Here is a 16,929-nt window from a genome sequence, read left to right as displayed (position 1 = left end):
CGGCGAGAACTTGATATAGTTCGCGCACCAGACACAAAGTATCCATTTTTTTGAGGATATTGTGTAGATATAATGCGCGCCCTGACTGTTTTGGCCATCGCGCCGGTTGAGCCGATGTTACGTGCTTTTGCGCATAATGGGTATCCGACCTCTGATATTTTTGAGTGAACATGGACTTAGTATTTATTGAGCAGCTTGAAGTCGTGACGACTATCGGTGTCTACGACTGGGAACAACAAATCAAACAGAAGCTGGTGTTTGATATTGAAATGGCGCACGACAACAAGCCTGCGGCGGACAGCGATGATGTCACTTACGCACTGGACTATGCCTCGGTCAGTGGCGTTATCATCGATTTGGTCGAAAATGGCCGTTTCTTGTTGGTGGAGCGTGTTGCGGAAGAAATTGCGGCACTGATCCAATCTCAGTTCTCTGTGCCTTGGGTTCGCGTGAAAGTGAGCAAACCCGGTGCTGTTCCTCAGGCCCGCACCGTGGGTGTGGTTATTGAGCGAGGCGCTAAGTGACTCAGGTTTTGGTGAGCGTTGGCTCGAACATTGAACGCGAGCATCATATCTCTGAAGGTATTACTGCGCTTAGGGAGCTCGATCCCCAATGTCGTTGTTCCCGCATTTTTGAAGCTGTCCCCGTTGGCTTTGAAGGTCCTAATTTTTATAACCTTGTCGTTGAACTTCACACTGAATTAAGCCTCGAAGGCATTATGGCTGCGCTGCGTGAGATTGAATCTCGCTGGGGTCGCGAACGTAATGCTATCAAGTTTCGCGATCGCACGCTGGACATCGATTTGCTGACTTACGGTGAGCTGTCGCAGCCGGAAGGCCCGAGATTACCGCGCAATGATGTGTATAAATTTGCCTTTACCCTGTGGCCTTTGGCAGAGCTTTGTCCTGACCAATTGATTCCGGGTGATGACAAAACCTATAAAGAAGCGTGGGAGGCATTCTCTGAGCAACAACCTCTTTGGCCGGTAGCCGACTACTCCTTTTAATAATTATAAGTGACTTAAAACTATGAGCATGTTTGAAGCCTTTGCGCTGGCTTTAATTCAGGGTCTGACGGAGTTTCTTCCCGTTTCAAGCTCTGCACATCTTATTCTTCCTTCAGAAATTCTAGGTTGGCAAGATCAGGGCTTAGCCTTTGATGTCGCTGTTCACGTGGGGACTTTACTTGCTGTTGTGGGCTACTTCCGAAAAGAAGTAACGCAGTTGCTGGGTGCATTCTTCCGCTCTATCTTCAAAGGCGAGCGTTCTTCTGATGCTACACTGGCATGGATGATTGCACTGGCAACGATTCCTGCCTGTATTTTCGGCCTGTTCATGAAAGACATCATCGAAATGTACTTGCGTTCGGCGTGGGTGATTGCAGTGACCTGTATTGTTTTCGGTCTGCTGCTTTGGTGGGTGGACGTGAAAGCCAAGTGTGAGTTTGATGAATACAAAACCACGTCCAAAATGGCACTGTGGATTGGTATTGCACAGGCGTTGGCAATGATCCCGGGCACATCCCGCTCTGGCGCAACTATGACCATGGCGCTTTATCTGGGTTATACCCGCGAAGCTGCGGCGCGTTTTTCTTTCCTGATGTCGATTCCAATCATTGTGCTGGCGGGTTCTTACCTTGGCTTAGGCCTCATGAAAAGTGACGTGCCAGTCATGTGGGCGCCTATTTTGACTGGCGTGCTGGTTTCATTCATCAGTGCTTATGCGTGCATTCACTGGTTCTTGAAACTCGTGACCAAGATGGGCATGAAGCCATTCGTGATTTACCGTGTGGCGCTGGGTCTTGGCCTGATGGCGTTTTTGGCTACACGATAAGAGCTTGAGGGCTAGGAAAACAGATCCTAGGCCCTAGGAACAGCAAGAGCAGATCCTAGCAATAGAAAAAGCGGCAACTGATATAGTGCCGCTTTTTTACGTCTGGAGTTGGAGATATTGCCTTCTAGGAACCTAGGACCCTATGTCCTTCGAGATACCCCTTTACTGCCTCAACCCTCTGCCTAGTCAGCTCTTCGCGAATTGCTGGGCCTTTAAAACCCGCAGCAACAATCGGTTTAACCTCGACAGCACTGGCGGTATCAAACGCGCCAGTCAGCCATTCTGACTGGGGATAATCACGCTCTTCAAAGCCAGTGCGGCCCTGGTGATCGGCTTTGCTCGCCGTGGCGAGCTGAGGAATTTTCTCGGGCTTACGCCAGCAGTCATTGCGGTCGAATATCTTGACGAAAGTGGCGGCCTTTAGCTCGCCTGCGTTGTGCACATTGGTGTGCTCGGCGCAGACCAAAAGCGCGGCGTCGCGGTAGGCGTTTGGCACACGGATGCGCTCACACAGGGCTTTGATCGGTTTCAAACCGAGCTTTGTATGTAGCTTGTGGCTTGGCCACTCTTCTTTGGGTGTCAGACCTTTACCCAAATCATGAACTTGAGCAGCAAAGCGGATGACTGGGTCTTCCGTCAACAGTGCGGCTTGTCTGGCGACCATCAGGGTGTGAACACCGGTGTCGATTTCCGGATGCCACTGTTCGGGCTGAGGAACGCCGAACAGGGCGTCTATCTCAGGCAGTACGACAGCTAATGCGCCGCAGTCGCGAAGCACGCTCAAAAACACTTCAGGGTGTTGGGAAGAGAGCGATTTCTCCCACTCTTTCCAGACACGCTCGGCGGTCAGGGCTTCAAGCTCGCCGCTTTCGACGATTTCCTGCATCAGCGCAAGGGTCTCATCTGCCACGCGAAACCCCAGATGATGGAACCTCGCCGCAAAGCGTGCAACGCGCAGCACACGTAGCGGGTCTTCTACAAAGGCTGGAGAAACATGGCGAAGCAGGCGATCGTTGAGATCTTGCTGACCACCGTAAAGGTCAATCAGAGATCCATCTTCGGCTTTGGCAATGGCATTGATGGTCAGATCGCGTCGCTGTAAGTCTTCTTCCAGCGTGACGTCCGGCGTGAAATCACAGACAAAGCCTGTATAGCCTTTGCCAGATTTTCGTTCTGTCCGCGCCAGTGCGTGTTCCTCGTGGGTTTTAGGGTGCAGAAAAACGGGGAAGTCTGAGCCCACTTGCTGGTAACCCGCGTTTAGCATGGAATCAATATCTGCGCCGACCACGACCCAGTCCCGATCTTTGACTTCCAGACCGAGCAGTTCGTCGCGTACCGCACCGCCGACAAGGTAGGTTTTCACATTACTATCCGAAATCTAAGTAATAATGTGATCATCATATACCGAAACCATGCGTCTATGCAGGCGTGAACCGTGCGCAGAATACAGGGATGTGTGTAAAAGGTGCGAACCTGTACCTGATTACATAGTCTGAAGCTTTGGCTGACTTTACTTCATCTTTAGGCCGCGTTACCTTGCGAGCCATTGAGGGAACAGAGAAATATTCATGTACCAAGACTTTTTCCGGTTAACCGAATCGCCATTTGCGATCGTGCCTAATCCTAAATTTTACTTTTTAAGCGAAAGGCACAAAGAAGCGCTGAGTCATGTCCTGAATGGCATTGAGGACGGCGGCGGTCTGGCGCTTTTAACCGGCGAGGTGGGCACGGGTAAAACCACCACCATGAAAGCCTTGTTGGATCGCTTACCTGAGAAAACACAGGTGGCAACGATCCTGAACCCGAGTGTTTCTGTTCTCGAACTGCTTCAAACGCTTTGCGATGAGCTGGGCGTGGAATACAAAGACGATGACAGCTTCAAGCGTCTGTATGACACGATTGCTGATAAGTTGTTCAACAACGAATCCAAAGGCATCCAAACTGTGTTGCTGGTGGATGAGGCCCAGCATTTAATGCCAGATGTGTTGGAACAGCTTCGTCTTCTGACCAACATCGAAACGTCTTACCGAAAGTTGTTAAAAGTTATCCTTATTGGTCAGCCAGAGCTTCAACAAATGCTGCGCCAGTCTAATCTTCGTCAACTTGCTCAGCGCATTACCGCACGTTATCACTTGATGCCTCTCACACCAGATGAAGTTCACCAATACATCACGCACCGCATCAGCTGTGCGGGTGGGCTTGAGCCTTTGTTTGATGGGGCCGCCATTAAGCTGATTGCCAAGGAGACAGGTGGTGTACCGCGGCTGGTGAATCTGGTGTGTGATAAAGCGCTGAAGATGGCGTTTAAAGAATCGCGTCAGAAAGTGAACAAAGAGATTGCCGGTCGCGCTTGTCAGGATGTACTGGAATGGCAGGGCGTGACCCAAAGCAAGCCTCAGACAGATTACAAGCGTTACTGGCCAGTGTATGCAGGCGCGATAGGTGGTGCCGCACTGCTGGCGATTGCTATTCGAGTTGGGCTCGGTAGCGGTGGAGAGGACGAAGTCATGGTGGTGGCGTCTGAACCGCCTGCACCTGTGGTGGTGACGCAACCAGTAGACGTCGTACCTGCAAATCCTGAGCCCGTGGTTGTCGTTACTGAGCCGACATCTGTGGTGGAAGTAGAGATCACTAAGCCGGTTCAAACCATTGTCACTTTGCCACTTGGCGAGGTGACCCGTGAGAGTCTGAGTGCAGGTTCGTCTATGCAGTCCCTTTATAAGCTTTGGGGCTTTGATGCAGATGTGCTGGCAGCGGGCTGTTCATCGGAAGTACGTGGCGAGCTTGCCTGTTTCAAAGGCAAGTTGCCGTTATCTCAATTGCTGACCATTGATCGTCCCGCTGTGCTGGAAATGAATGGCACAGGTGGCCAGAACTGGTTTGCGGTACTTTATGGCAGGGGCGATGGTCAGTTTGAACTGTTGGCTGCTGACAAACATCTGCTGGTGAGCGAGGAATTTCTGAACCAATACTGGAACGGCGAAGCATTGGTGCTTTGGCGTCCGCCATTGGGTAACCCTAACTTTATCCGTTTCGGTCAGCGTGGCGAGCGCGTCCAGTGGTTGGATCAACGGCTCAATCTGGTGCTTGGCGAGAATTCGCCGGTATCTAACACCTTTGGGCAGGAGCAGCGCGTGAAAGTGCGTGAGTTCCAGCGAAGCAAAGGCTTGGATGCAGATGGTATTCCTGGGGCAATGACCTTTATGGTGCTGGACTCTGTGTTGCAAATGCCGGGGCCAACGTTGGTGGGCAGCATCGATGCTACACCGGGCGAGAAGTTGGCGCTTTCAGAAGGTGAGATAGTGGTGATGCCGGACTCAGAGGTGTTTGAACTTGCGCTTGCGCCTTTGCCGCAGCCTGTCATTGAACCCGTTGTGGAAGAAGAGATTGCTCAGGCTGAGCCTTCAGAACCTGAAGTGGTAAAACTTGGTAGCACAACCTTTACGGCGCCAAATCAGACTCAGCTAAAAGGGAGTGATGAGCTCACGCTGGAAGATTTGGACTTGTCTGAGCTTTCCCCTGAGTTGGCTCAGAAAGTCGAAGCCGCTATGGGCAGTGATAAAAGCCGAACCCTAGAAGCGAAATTGGATCGCGCCCAGCCAGAAAGCAATGTTGTGCCGATTGCTGAGTTGAATTCTGCGCAGTTAAACCGCTTACCTACAATGGATTTTCAGACCCATATTTATACTTCGAATGAGAACAATCGTTGGGTGAAAGTGAACGGAAAAGAAGCCCGTGAAGGGCAGTTTGTGGCAGATGGTGTGTTGCTTAGAGGGATCGAACCCCTGCAGGTGGTGGTGCAGTTTGAAGATGCGCTCATCGCCATTCCAGCGCTGACCACGTGGTAACCCAAGGCTCTGTATTCTGAAAACAAAAAAGCCGCTTCCGCGGCTTTTTTGTTTTCGTTCGATTATTTATTTCTTACGCCCAGCCGTTATTACGCTTTTTACGGCGTGGGATCAGGTGCGGAAGGATTAGGCCAAACAGCAGACCACCGCCGGCAACCATGCCACCATAAGCGAAGTAGCGCATCAGTAAATCATCTTTCTGAGTGTCGATACGTGCGCGCAGTTCGCGGATTTCGGTTTGCGCGTCGATCAGTTGTTGATTCAGCTCGCTGGTGTGTCGCTCAAGCTCTTTTACCTGTGAGTTACGCTGATCCAGCGACTCAATCAGGCCTTTGGTTTTTGCTTCCGCGTCGCCTTGTGCACTCGACAGTGCTTCTTTTACCTGCTTCAGTTCTTCTTCCAATGCAGGTACACGAACTTTCAGGCCTGGTTGGTTAGAAACATACTTGGTCTCAACCCAGCCTTTACGACCACGATCATCGATAACTTGGGTGTAGCCAGCGTTACGGTTAGTGTCCACAACTGTTACCTTGGTACCCGCGTCTACACTGCCGACAATGCGGAACTGGGTGCCCGGGCCAGAATGCATGTAAGTGAAAAGCTCATCTGAGATGTAGTTGTCCTTCGCATGTGCAGCAGGGACCGCCAGCATCATAAGTACAGCCAGGGCAGAGAAAAGTTGCTTCACGGAGTATTCCTTTGTTTTGGTCGTGAGTATCTGTTTGTGCCAAATACTAAAAAATTTTGGGGTTCAGGTACAACAAAAGGGAGGCATTACCTCCCTTTTTTGACCGAAGACTGACATCACTGCACAAAAACGTGACTGAAATGCCTTTCTTAGTTTGTCTTATACGCCGAATGCAGCCTGCATGACGTAGAAGAAAATCACCGCAAGCAGCGCACCGGCTGGCAGGGTGACGACCCAGGACGCCACGATATTACGCACGACACCCAGATTCAGTGCACCGATACCACGGGCAAAACCAACACCTAACACCGCACCGACCAGCGTTTGCGTGGTAGAGATAGGCAGGCCCGTACCAGATGCCAGAACAACCGTTGATGCGGTTGCCAGCTGTGCAGCGAAGCCTCGGCTTGGTGTCAGTTCAGTAATACCTGAACCTACGGTCGCCATCACCTTGTGACCCAGTGTTGCCAGACCCACCACGATACCGATACCACCCAGCGGTAGAATCCACCATGCAATTGTGCTCTTCTCGGTGATTTGGCCCATGTGTTCAACGGTAGAAACGATAGCCGACAGTGGACCAATCGCGTTTGCTACGTCGTTGGAACCGTGTGCGAATGCCATCGCACAGGCGGTTACGACCATCAACAGGCTGAACACGCGCTCAACACCTTGATAGCCATTTGCGCTTGCTGTGTCATCTTTGTATTTACGGCTGATGTAGACGTACCCGAACATCATGATCAGAGAAGAAACCGCTATAGATACCATCACTGCTTCGCCGGTAGAAAGATGCAGACCAACGTGCTTAAGACCTTTCTTAATCGTTACCATGGCGATAATCATCGCGGTCAGGAACATGTATACCGGAACGAAACGTTTGGCGTTGATAAGAGGTTTGTCGGTATCAAAGATCAGGCGCTGCGCGCTGACAAAAATGGCATAGGCGAACACACCGGAAATTAGAGGCGTGACAAGCCAGCTACCTACGATGCCTTGCACGGAACTCCAATCAACAGCCTCGGTGCCGACAGAGACACAGGCGAAACCAATGATGGCACCAATAATGGAGTGAGTGGTGGAAACTGGCCAGCCCATGTAGGACGCAACCAGCAGCCAGGTGCCCGCCGCGAGCAGAGCTGACATCATGCCGTAAACCAGCACTTCAGGTTGGGAGGCGTAAAGCGACGTTTCAATCACCCCTTTTCGGATGGTGTCTGTCACCTCGCCACCAGCAAGATAAGCGCCGGCGAATTCAAATATCATCGCAATGATGATGGCTTGTTTAACGGTCAGTGCTTTAGAGCCCACTGACGTTCCCATGGCGTTGGCAACGTCGTTTGCACCGATACCGATAGCCATCATGAAACCAAAGACTGCGGCCACCAAAATAATAATGGTGCCGTAATTCGCTAGGATTTCCATTGTATTACCTTGTTATCTCTTAGATGAATGGCGCGTTACGAGCGCGACAGCATCAGCTCAAGACGCGAGCCAACACGTTGTGCCTGATCAGCGATAGCGCCGACCCATTCAAGAATCTTGTAAAGGAACATCACATCAACCGGGTTGTATTCACTCTCGATTGACATCAATTGCTGGCGAAGCTTGATTTGCATTGAGTCAGTATCGCCCTCAATGGTATCCAACTGGTGGATCATTTCTTCGACCAGAGTGACTTCACGTCCCTTAAAGCCAGTTTCCAGCAGTTCATCCAATTCACTGATAACGCGACGTGCCTGTTCGGCAGCATCCAGACAGCGTTGTACGTAAGCAACGAAGTCGGGGTAGAGCAAGGAAGGGACTTGGAGTTGTCGACCAATCACGCGGCCGGCAATATCTTTGGCGAGGTTTGCAAGCTTGTCCTGTTGGATAAGCAGGTCGAGCATGTCAGTGCGGTCTACCGGAAGGAACAGACCGCGAGGCAATTTGAGGCGGATTTCACGCTTGAGTGCATCAGCTTCTTTCTCAATCGTGGAAATCTCATGGCGCAGTTGCTCTGCACGTTCCCAATCGCCCTTCTCACAGGCTTCGAAGAAAGGGACTAACAGCGAGCAGCAGTCGTTTACGCGGCTCACGTGGCGTTGCAAAGGTTTTAGAGGGCTCTTTGCGAACAGCCCAACAATTGTATTTACAGGCATAGCCGTATCTACCTAAAAGACCTGTCCAAAGGATCAGGCTAAATATTACACCTAAAACCATCTGAATATTTCAGGAGTCTGGCTTTTTGGTGACGCGATGGTTATTTAGGCGGCGAATGTTATCGTAATCACATTTGTATTGATACCGTTTCAGATCAATGAAAGTCTCTTGCTCGCTTAGGCGATTACCCATATCCTTGTTCTGCTATTGGTTATGGGTACCTTTATGGAAACTGAGATAGAGTTAAAGTTTTTTGTCTCAAGCGATTTTTCACGCCAAATTCGGGACAAAATTACTGATTTAAAGGTATTGCAGCAACGCCAGCGAGACCTCGGTAATATCTACTACGACACCCCGGATTACCTGCTACGAAGCCATGATATAGGGCTTCGTGTCAGACGGTATGACGATGTGTTCGTGCAAACACTGAAAACCGCAGGCCGCGTTGTTGCAGGACTTCACCAGCGTCCGGAATACAATGCAGAACTGGACTCTCCGGTTCCTGATCTCTCACTGATCCCTGCTGATGCTTGGCCAGAAGGCTTAGACATCGAAGCACTCAGTGCCAACCTGAATCCTTTGTTCTCTACAGATTTTGAGCGCCAGCAGTGGCTGCTTGCGATGCCTGACGGTAGTCAAGTGGAGCTGGCTTATGACAGCGGCGAAGTCACGACTGAGGACGGCGGTTACGACCCGATTTGCGAAGTTGAGCTTGAGCTGAAGTCTGGTCAGACGGATGCCTTGTTTGTGCTGGCGCGAGAGCTGGCAGAAAACGGTGGACTGCGTTTGGGCAACCTGAGTAAAGCAGCGCGCGGATATCGCCTGGCGACTGGCTATGAAGGCGATCCGGTGAAACCGCTGACCATGGTTGGTGTTAACGGCCAGATGTCGGTAGATCAGTCGTTTGTGAAAGCACTCGAGCATGCGCTCGATCATTGGCACTACCACGAGCAGGTCTATGTGGAGCGCCCAGAGCAGGAAGCCATCTTCGAGATGTGTAATGCGGTGTCGCTGATCCGTCAGGCTTTGGTGCTTTATGGTGGTTTGATTCCGCGTCGCGCCAGTGCGCTGCTTCGTCAGGAGCTGCAATGGCTGGAAGGGGAGCTGGATTGGGTTTATGAAGGCCGTGCCATTGAGCGCCTGCTTGACGATAAAGGTCACTTCCTGCGTAAACTGAATGCGCAAAAGCCACTGATGGCAAAGCTCTCTGACCGATATGATGAATTGCCAGAGCGTGCTGAAGTGCTGGAACTCCTTCACTCAAGCCGTTATTGCAACCTGCTACTTGATTTGAGCCGCTGGATCCTCACCCGTGGTTGGCAACCTTTCCTTGATGACAAAGCTCGCGAGAAATTGGGTGAACCTATCCGTCAGTTTGCGAATCGTTCACTGGCGCAGTCCTGGGATGAACTGTTGACTGTTTTTGCGGAAGGGAATGAGCTTGATCGATTTGCATATCTGGATCAACAGCCGCGCCTGACTCGGAACCTGATGTCAGGATGTTGTGTTGCTGCCCTTTATGACAGTGAAGAACGTGAAACCTTCCGCCTTCCTTGGCTGGATTTGTTGCAGGGTATTGAGGATTTTCAACTGCTTGAGCCAGTGAGAAAGCTGGCAGATGATGAAGATTTGGAAGAAGAAGATCGCGCGCAAATCGAGAAATGGCTGAGCCGCAAAGAAGAATCTTTGCTGCATGCCATGATGCAATCGCGTCAGATTGGCCTAACGCTGGATCCCTACTGGGATATCTAAATTCTGAATATCGAAAAATAGCGCCTGACGGCGCTATTTTTTTGCTTGCTGCGGAGGTGGTTTGTTCTCCAGCTTGGCTTCAATTGCCGTAATACGTTCCAATATTTCGGTTTGCTGCGTGAGAATCAGTTCCAGCGCTTCGCGGCGGCGTTCTTCTCTTTCCTGCGCTTTCTTCTCTGGCTTGGTGACATAGGAAGTCACAAGGCCGGTAATGGCACCAAAAATACCGACACCACACATGATCACTATTACCGCGACAGCGCGTCCTGCCGGCGTCACAGGGTAGTAATCGCCATAACCCACGGTGGAAATGGTGACAAACACCCACCAAATAGCATCAGTCAGGCTTGTGATGTTGGCCTCGTCTGAAGGGCTTTCGAGTGCAAAGACTGCGGCAGAACCAGTTGAAACCAAAACCGTTAGTAACAGCAGAATGGTCGCCATGGTGGTTTCGTTTCGGTTTTCGCTCATGTAGGTGAGCAGCGACTGGCTTTGCTGAATAAGGCGGATGACTCGGAAGATCTGAAAAATGCGGGCGAAACGTAATGCTTCAACCACAGGGATGCTGGCGAGGATATCTATCCAATGCGTTTTTAAATAAGTGACTTTATTATCACTTTTGAGAAGATTCAGGGCGATTTGTAGCAAAAATATCAGACAAATCAGCGTATCGATGCCTAGCAATAAGGTATAAAGAGGGTCGCTTTTAGGCAGCAATAAAATGGTAGTGACTACACAAAGTGAGACAAAGGAAAGTAACAGACTCAACAATCCCATCGGATTCAGATCTAAGTCTTTCGTTTCAGTCTCGCTCATCACTCAATAAACAACCTGTGCTGCCGTTAGTTCTTTAGGGCTCAGCATTTCTACCGAAGTTTACTCTCGACAGATACCTAACCCTATTCCGCTTGCTTTCTCTCTACTGTATCGCAGTTTAGGCGATGCAACTATCAAGGAGTCATCGAGAATGTCACAGATGATATTTAGGCCTTGGGAAAAGGCCGTTGCCAACATCAAACTGGTTCCCAAACTCATTCTTTTAATGGTTTTCAGTACCTTGCTATTGGTGACAAAACAGCTGTGGGACGCCAATACGTTCCGTGACTCTGTCAGTGAAGTGACCGAGGCACAGAGCCATAGTCTGGCATTGCGAAGCGCTGAAATGGCAAAAGAGCTTCTGAAAGAAGAAAACGGAGCCGCGCTGCTTCAGCGTGTGGTGAGCAGTGAAAATGCGACCAGCGGAATTAACCAGTACATCTACTTCACCAACCGTAAAACCGGTGAAGTCCTGGCGCACCCAAGCATCCGTAATTTTGATGGTTTGAACCTGCCACTTGAAAATGGCCGCATGCTGACAGAAGTGATTCGAAATACTCAAGGCGAATTTACTTACCACCTAGCCAACGAAGGCCGTCATGGCATTGCCGTGCCGGTAGGAAACACAGATTGGCTGTCTATCTCTTCCCAGCCAGACTCTGCAGCTGAGCAATACTATAACGCTTACCTGATGCAGATGGCATGGCAAACCGCGCTTATGATTGTTGCCTTTATGATCATCCTACTGGGCGGCTCTAACCTGATGCTTCGCCAGATAAATTGCCTGATTGACGGTATGCGTAACATGGCTCAGAAGAATCTGAGTGTGCCAGTGGTGATGGACTGCAAAGATGAGTTCGGCGAGTTGGCGCGTGAGCTGGAAAAAAGCCGTATTCAACTGTCGGGCGTAATCAAAAACCAACGTAGCTCTTCTGAGGAACTGTCTTCAATGGCTGAAGTGATGAGCATCAGCATGGATGAAACCCGAGAGTCTGCCAAAGAGCAGTTCGGTGAAATTGACCAGTTGGCGTCGGCAATGAGCGAAATGACTTCGACAGTACAAGACGTGGCGGGACACGCCCGTGCAGCTTCCCAGGCGACGGAAGCCTCCCGCGGTCAGGTGGCGAACGGCCAGCAATACGTCAGCAATACCATTTCGACCATTAATAAGCTGTCTGATGATATCCGCGAGTCTGCGAGCGTGGTGAATCAGGTGGAAGAGCGCGTTGAGAAGATCAGCTCTGTGGTGGTGACGATTCAGGGGATTTCTGAGCAAACTAATCTGTTGGCACTTAATGCAGCGATTGAGGCTGCGCGTGCCGGTGAAGCGGGCCGGGGTTTTGCTGTAGTAGCAGATGAGGTGCGTAACTTGGCACAGAACACCCAAAAAGCCACCGTAGAAATTCAGGATATGATCACCCAGCTTCAATCCTCCGCGCAGCAAGCGGTTGGCCTGATGGAGCAAAGCGTGGTGGAAGCGGTGGAAAGCGTAGAGTCTGTGAGCAAAGCAGGTGAAGAATTGACCCTGATCGTGGATCAAATCTGCCAAATCAACGACATGAACTTTCATATCGCTACAGCGGCAGAGCAGCAAGCCTCAGTAGCTGATGAGATGAACCAAAACCTGACCAATGTCCGTGAGCTGGTGGAAGCATCGGTCACTGTGGTGACTGAATTGGCGGAAACCTCGGAAAGTATGCAGGGCAATGCAGAACAGCTGGATTTGAAAATCAAAGAGTTTGCGATTTGATTTCCGTTTAGGAATGAGGAAGCCCACCGATTGTGTGGGCTTTTTTTATGATATTTTAAGGATAACTAGAAAGGTCAAAGGAAAGAATACCGATGCCGCTCCCTACGGAACTGGAAGCTTGCGCAAACCGCGCTATCGACACCTTGGCTGAAAAGCAGCCCGAGAACTTCGAACAATGGCAAGGTGCTGACAGGGATACCCTTTCCCGCACATTGGCACTCAGTGATTTCATCAAGGAATCGGTGCTTCATGACGAAAACCTGCTTCCTTGGCTGAAGGATAATCTCGGCTCTGGTCTTCGTATTGCGCAATACCGCAAGCTTCTGAAAGAGCATCTCGATGGTCAGCAGGATGAAAATGGCCTGTTGCGTGAGCTTCGTCGCTTCCGTCGGCGCGAAATGGTTTGGCTGGCGTGGCATGACTTTAACGACATCATTTCCCTTGATGATGGTCTCTCCCATCTCTCTAAACTGGCAGAAGCCATGATCATGGAAGCCTATAGCTGGCTTTACCGTTTCTGCTGCAATGAGTGGGGAACGCCATGTGATGCAGAAGGAAACGCGCAACCAATGTTGATCCTCGGCATGGGCAAGCTGGGTGGTGGCGAGCTGAATTTTTCTTCTGATATCGACCTTATCTTCACATACCCCGAGAACGGCGAAACGCAAGGTGCGCGCCGCAGCATTGCCAATGCTCAGTTCTTCACCCGTCTCGGTCAGCGTTTGATCAAAGCGTTGGATCAGCAAACCTATGATGGCTTCTGTTACCGCGTCGATATGCGCCTTCGCCCGTTTGGCGATAGTGGCCCACTGGTCATGAGTTTCGCAGCGCTTGAAGATTACTATCAGGAGCAGGGGCGTGACTGGGAACGTTACGCGATGATCAAAGCGCGGGTGATGGGGAAAGAGCAGTTTGCCTGTTACCAGACTCTCCGTCAGATGCTGCGTCCCTTCGTATTCCGCCGATATATCGATTTCAGTGCGATCCAGTCTCTACGTCGTATGAAAGCGATGATCCGCAGTGAAGTGCGTCGCCGTGGCCTGACAGACAACATCAAACTGGGGGCGGGTGGTATTCGTGAAATCGAGTTTATCGTCCAGTCTTTCCAGCTTATCCGAGGCGGTCGCGATCCGATTTTGCGTAAACGAGGTCTTTTCATCACCTTGAAGGCTATTCGCGAATTGGAGCTGCTGCCGGAGAAGGAAGCTGACACGCTCGAAGCATCATACCGCTACCTGCGCCGGGTGGAGAACTTGCTGCAAGCCATTGGCGATAAGCAAACCCAAACCTTGCCAGATAACGATCGTGACAGGTTGCGCCTTGCCGTGGCCATGGGTGAAACGGAGTGGGACGCGCTGCGTGAGAAAATTGCTTTCCATATGCAGGGTGTACACGACATCTTCGATAACCTGATTGGCGACGAAGAGGAAAACGAAGAAGAGAAGATCGGCGCTGAGTTCAGTGAGATCTGGGATGCTGCCCGCGATCCGGATTTGGTGGAGAAGATCCTGACTGACATGCAGGCGCAAAGCGCCGAAGATCAGGCCAAAGCGCTGCTGCGATTCAAAGAAGAGTTGGCTAAACGCACTTTAGGCCCTCGTGGCCGTGAAGTGGTGAACCGACTCATGCCATTGATGCTTAGCCACATTGTGTGCCGTAAAGATGCTATGGCTGTGCTTGAGCGGGTGCTCAAATTGCTTGTTCGAATCGCTACACGGACAACGTATCTGGAACTTCTCGATGAGCACCATGGGTCGATTAGCCAGTTAGTCCGCCTTTGTAGCGCGAGCCCAATGGTGGCAGAGCAACTGGCAAATTACCCGATCCTTCTGGATGAGCTTCTGGATCTGCAACACCTTTACAATCCAACGCCACTCGACCAATACCGCAACGAGCTGTTTGATTTTCTCGCCCGTATTCCGGAAGAGGATATGGAACAGCAAATGGAAAACATTCGCCAATTCAAGCAAACCCAGTTGCTCCGTATCGCTGCGGCTGACATTGCTGATGTGTTGCCAGTGATGAAGGTGAGCGATCACTTGACCTATCTTTCTGAAGCCATCGTGGAAGCGGTGGTGAATCAAGCCTGGTATCAGATGACTGAAAAGTACGGACAGCCGTCTCACCTGTCTGGCCGCGATGGTCGTGGCTTTGCGGTGATCGGCTATGGCAAGGTCGGGGGGATTGAGCTGGGTTATAACTCAGACCTGGATGTGGTGTTTGTGCACGATTGCCCGGATAACACCTACACAGACGGCCCGAAAGAGATAGACAGCCGTCAGTTCTATCTGCGACTGGCGCAGCGTATCGTCCATCTATTTTCTACCCGCACCGCGTCCGGTGTGTTGTATGAAATTGATACCCGCCTTCGTCCCTCGGGTGCATCAGGGATGCTGGTGACGACACTGGATTCGTTCGAAGAATATCAGAACGAAGAAGCCTGGACATGGGAGCATCAGGCGCTGGTGCGCACCCGGCTGATTTATGGTGATGCACTCCTGACCAAGGGTTTTGCGGATTTGCGGAAGCGTGTGCTGACTAAAGCGCGTGACATAGATGCCCTTCGCAAGGAAGTGGTCGAGATGCGCCATAAAATGCGTGACCATCTTGGAAGTAAAGAAAAGGGCAAATTCCACATCAAGCAAGACCCAGGTGGGATTACAGATATTGAGTTTATGACTCAATTCTTCGTGCTGGCGAATGCTAATGACGAACCTGCATTGACCCGATGGAGTGATAACGTCCGCATCCTCGAAGATATGGCACAAGCAGGCATTCTCAGCACGCCGCAGGCACTGACTTTACGAGATGCTTATGTCGTGATGCGCGATGAAATCCATCGTCTGAATCTGCTTGATGCTTCTGTGGAAGTGGATGACAACGCCTTCACAGTAGAGCGTGACGCGGTGAAAGCGGCTTGGGAAGAGTGGATGGAGCCTGTGTAAAACAGACCCTAGAAAATGAAAAGGCGGCTACTGATTCGGTGCCGCTTTTTTATTGTGCGAAGGACCAAGCTATTTGATTCCTTAGTCATATAGCGAGGGTTCGCCTTCAGGGCGGCTCTTAAATCTGCGGTGTAGCCACATATATTGCTCAGGCGCACGCATGATAGAGCGCTCCACAAACTTATTGGTATAAACCGCAGAAGCATCTGCGTCATCGTATGGGAAAGCATCCATTGGCGGATCCAGTCTCATGGTGTAGCCGGTACCTTCGCGGTCGCGTGTGATGGTGAAAGTAGCAACCTTACACTTACTGGCAGATGCCAGTAAGTGTGTTCCTGTCGTAGTACAGGCTTTTTCTACCGCAAACAGTGGTGCCCATGCGTAGCGGTGGCGGCCGTAGTCATGGTCTGGTGCATACCAAACTAGCCCGCCTTGACGCAGACGTTTGATCATCTGTTTTACATCGCGACGATCAATACACTTGTTTTCGCGAGTACGGCCTCGGTATTGAAACCAATCATAAACAGGGTTGGTGTTGGGTCGGTAAACACCATAACCTGGAGAGTGAACCCCAAAAGCACGTGCCCCCAACTCAAGGTTGAAAGAGTGCACCGCGATGATCAGTACACCTTCTTTGTTCGCTTTAAAATCCTCGATTTGTTCAAAGCCCTCGTACTTCATGTGTTTCTTGATACGCCAAGCAGGCCAGAACCATGCCATACAGGTTTCAAAAAAAGCGAGCCCCATGTGTTGGAAGTTTTCTTTCAGTAATGCCTCGCGTTCACCACCTGTCATCTCAGGAAAACAAAGCTCAAGATTTCTTGATGCAATCTTCTTACGGCTTTTGAAGAACTTCATGATCAGCAAGCCAAGTTTACGGCCCAGGAAACGTTGCAGGCGATAAGGCATCCAACTGATCAGGAACATCAATCCGACACCAATCCAGGTATGCCAATACTTAGGATGTAGTAAGGACCATTGGAAAGTCGGAGCGTCAGAATGGTTGCTCATAGCGATGCGTGTTTCCTGAATCAAGCGAGAAAATATGGTCGTCATTGTATACCGAAACTTTTGAAATAGTCAGAGTTCGTCAACAAGCTATCTTACTGCAGACATTGAAGGGTTGAGTTATTGCTCGCATGGCTGTTGCAGTGCA

13 protein-coding genes are annotated in these 16,929 nt (G+C 50.7%); 7 read left to right on the top strand and 6 right to left on the bottom strand.

Annotated elements, in window-relative coordinates; genetic code table 11:
• Positions 1 to 164 precede the first annotated feature (164 nt).
• The 3 genes from folB to GMA8713_RS16100 are packed head-to-tail and all read left to right on the top strand — an operon-like array spanning position 165 to position 1,832.
• Positions 165 to 524 carry a bifunctional dihydroneopterin aldolase/7,8-dihydroneopterin epimerase gene (folB, locus tag GMA8713_RS16110; protein ID WP_062712173.1) on the top strand — a complete coding sequence of 120 codons (360 nt, stop codon included), beginning with the start codon at positions 165 to 167 and terminating at the stop codon, positions 522 to 524.
• On the top strand, positions 521 to 1,006 hold the full coding sequence (folK, locus tag GMA8713_RS16105) for a 2-amino-4-hydroxy-6-hydroxymethyldihydropteridine diphosphokinase (RefSeq protein ID WP_062712169.1): 486 nt from the start codon (positions 521 to 523) through the stop codon (positions 1,004 to 1,006). The genes folB and folK overlap by 4 nt, the downstream gene beginning before the upstream one ends.
• Positions 1,007 to 1,028: 22 nt before the next feature.
• Complete coding sequence (locus tag GMA8713_RS16100; RefSeq protein ID WP_062712166.1) at positions 1,029 to 1,832, top strand: undecaprenyl-diphosphate phosphatase; 804 nt, start codon at positions 1,029 to 1,031, stop codon at positions 1,830 to 1,832.
• A 124-nt stretch (positions 1,833 to 1,956) separates the two neighbouring features.
• Here the strand turns inward: GMA8713_RS16100 and GMA8713_RS16095 are convergent, their stop codons facing one another.
• Positions 1,957 to 3,195 carry a multifunctional CCA addition/repair protein gene (locus GMA8713_RS16095; protein WP_062712163.1) on the bottom strand — a complete coding sequence of 413 codons (1,239 nt, stop codon included), beginning with the start codon at positions 3,193 to 3,195 and terminating at the stop codon, positions 1,957 to 1,959.
• 205 nt (positions 3,196 to 3,400) lie between these two features.
• Between GMA8713_RS16095 and GMA8713_RS16090 the strand changes: the two genes are divergently transcribed.
• A complete protein-coding gene (locus tag GMA8713_RS16090; protein ID WP_062712161.1) occupies positions 3,401 to 5,680 on the top strand; it encodes an AAA family ATPase in 2,280 nt (759 codons plus the stop codon).
• Positions 5,681 to 5,753: 73 nt separating this feature from the next.
• Here the strand turns inward: GMA8713_RS16090 and GMA8713_RS16085 are convergent, their stop codons facing one another.
• The 3 genes from GMA8713_RS16085 to GMA8713_RS16075 form a co-directional block, all read right to left on the bottom strand.
• Positions 5,754 to 6,368, bottom strand: a complete 615-nt coding sequence (locus tag GMA8713_RS16085) for a TIGR04211 family SH3 domain-containing protein (RefSeq protein WP_062712158.1) — start codon at positions 6,366 to 6,368, stop codon at positions 5,754 to 5,756.
• 159 nt (positions 6,369 to 6,527) lie between these two features.
• Positions 6,528 to 7,793 carry an inorganic phosphate transporter gene (locus GMA8713_RS16080; protein ID WP_002537644.1) on the bottom strand — a complete coding sequence of 422 codons (1,266 nt, stop codon included), beginning with the start codon at positions 7,791 to 7,793 and terminating at the stop codon, positions 6,528 to 6,530.
• 35 nt (positions 7,794 to 7,828) lie between these two features.
• On the bottom strand, positions 7,829 to 8,509 hold the full coding sequence (locus GMA8713_RS16075) for a TIGR00153 family protein (RefSeq protein WP_062712155.1): 681 nt from the start codon (positions 8,507 to 8,509) through the stop codon (positions 7,829 to 7,831).
• A 226-nt stretch (positions 8,510 to 8,735) separates the two neighbouring features.
• Here GMA8713_RS16075 and GMA8713_RS16070 point away from each other — a divergent pair, with 226 nt between their 5' ends.
• The gene (locus GMA8713_RS16070; RefSeq protein WP_062712203.1) at positions 8,736 to 10,262 is read left to right on the top strand and encodes a CYTH and CHAD domain-containing protein; all 1,527 of its coding nucleotides are present in this window, start codon (positions 8,736 to 8,738) and stop codon (positions 10,260 to 10,262) included.
• Between the two features lie 33 nt (positions 10,263 to 10,295).
• Here GMA8713_RS16070 and GMA8713_RS16065 read toward each other — a convergent pair whose 3' ends face one another.
• The gene (locus tag GMA8713_RS16065; RefSeq protein ID WP_062712152.1) at positions 10,296 to 11,078 is read right to left on the bottom strand and encodes a potassium channel family protein; all 783 of its coding nucleotides are present in this window, start codon (positions 11,076 to 11,078) and stop codon (positions 10,296 to 10,298) included.
• 151 nt (positions 11,079 to 11,229) lie between these two features.
• Here GMA8713_RS16065 and GMA8713_RS16060 point away from each other — a divergent pair, with 151 nt between their 5' ends.
• A complete protein-coding gene (locus GMA8713_RS16060; protein WP_062712149.1) occupies positions 11,230 to 12,828 on the top strand; it encodes a methyl-accepting chemotaxis protein in 1,599 nt (532 codons plus the stop codon).
• A 92-nt stretch (positions 12,829 to 12,920) separates the two neighbouring features.
• On the top strand, positions 12,921 to 15,773 hold the full coding sequence (glnE, locus tag GMA8713_RS16055) for a bifunctional [glutamate--ammonia ligase]-adenylyl-L-tyrosine phosphorylase/[glutamate--ammonia-ligase] adenylyltransferase (protein WP_062712146.1): 2,853 nt from the start codon (positions 12,921 to 12,923) through the stop codon (positions 15,771 to 15,773).
• Between the two features lie 81 nt (positions 15,774 to 15,854).
• Here glnE and lpxL read toward each other — a convergent pair whose 3' ends face one another.
• The gene (gene lpxL / locus GMA8713_RS16050; protein WP_062712143.1) at positions 15,855 to 16,784 is read right to left on the bottom strand and encodes an LpxL/LpxP family Kdo(2)-lipid IV(A) lauroyl/palmitoleoyl acyltransferase; all 930 of its coding nucleotides are present in this window, start codon (positions 16,782 to 16,784) and stop codon (positions 15,855 to 15,857) included.
• Between the last annotated feature and the right edge of the window lie 145 nt (positions 16,785 to 16,929).

The organism is Grimontia marina, from assembly GCF_900060185.1.
Lineage (GTDB): Bacteria > Pseudomonadota > Gammaproteobacteria > Enterobacterales > Vibrionaceae > Enterovibrio > Enterovibrio marinus.
The sequence above is the reverse complement of the archived record's forward strand: the minus strand, read 5'-3'. Positions and strand labels throughout refer to the sequence as shown.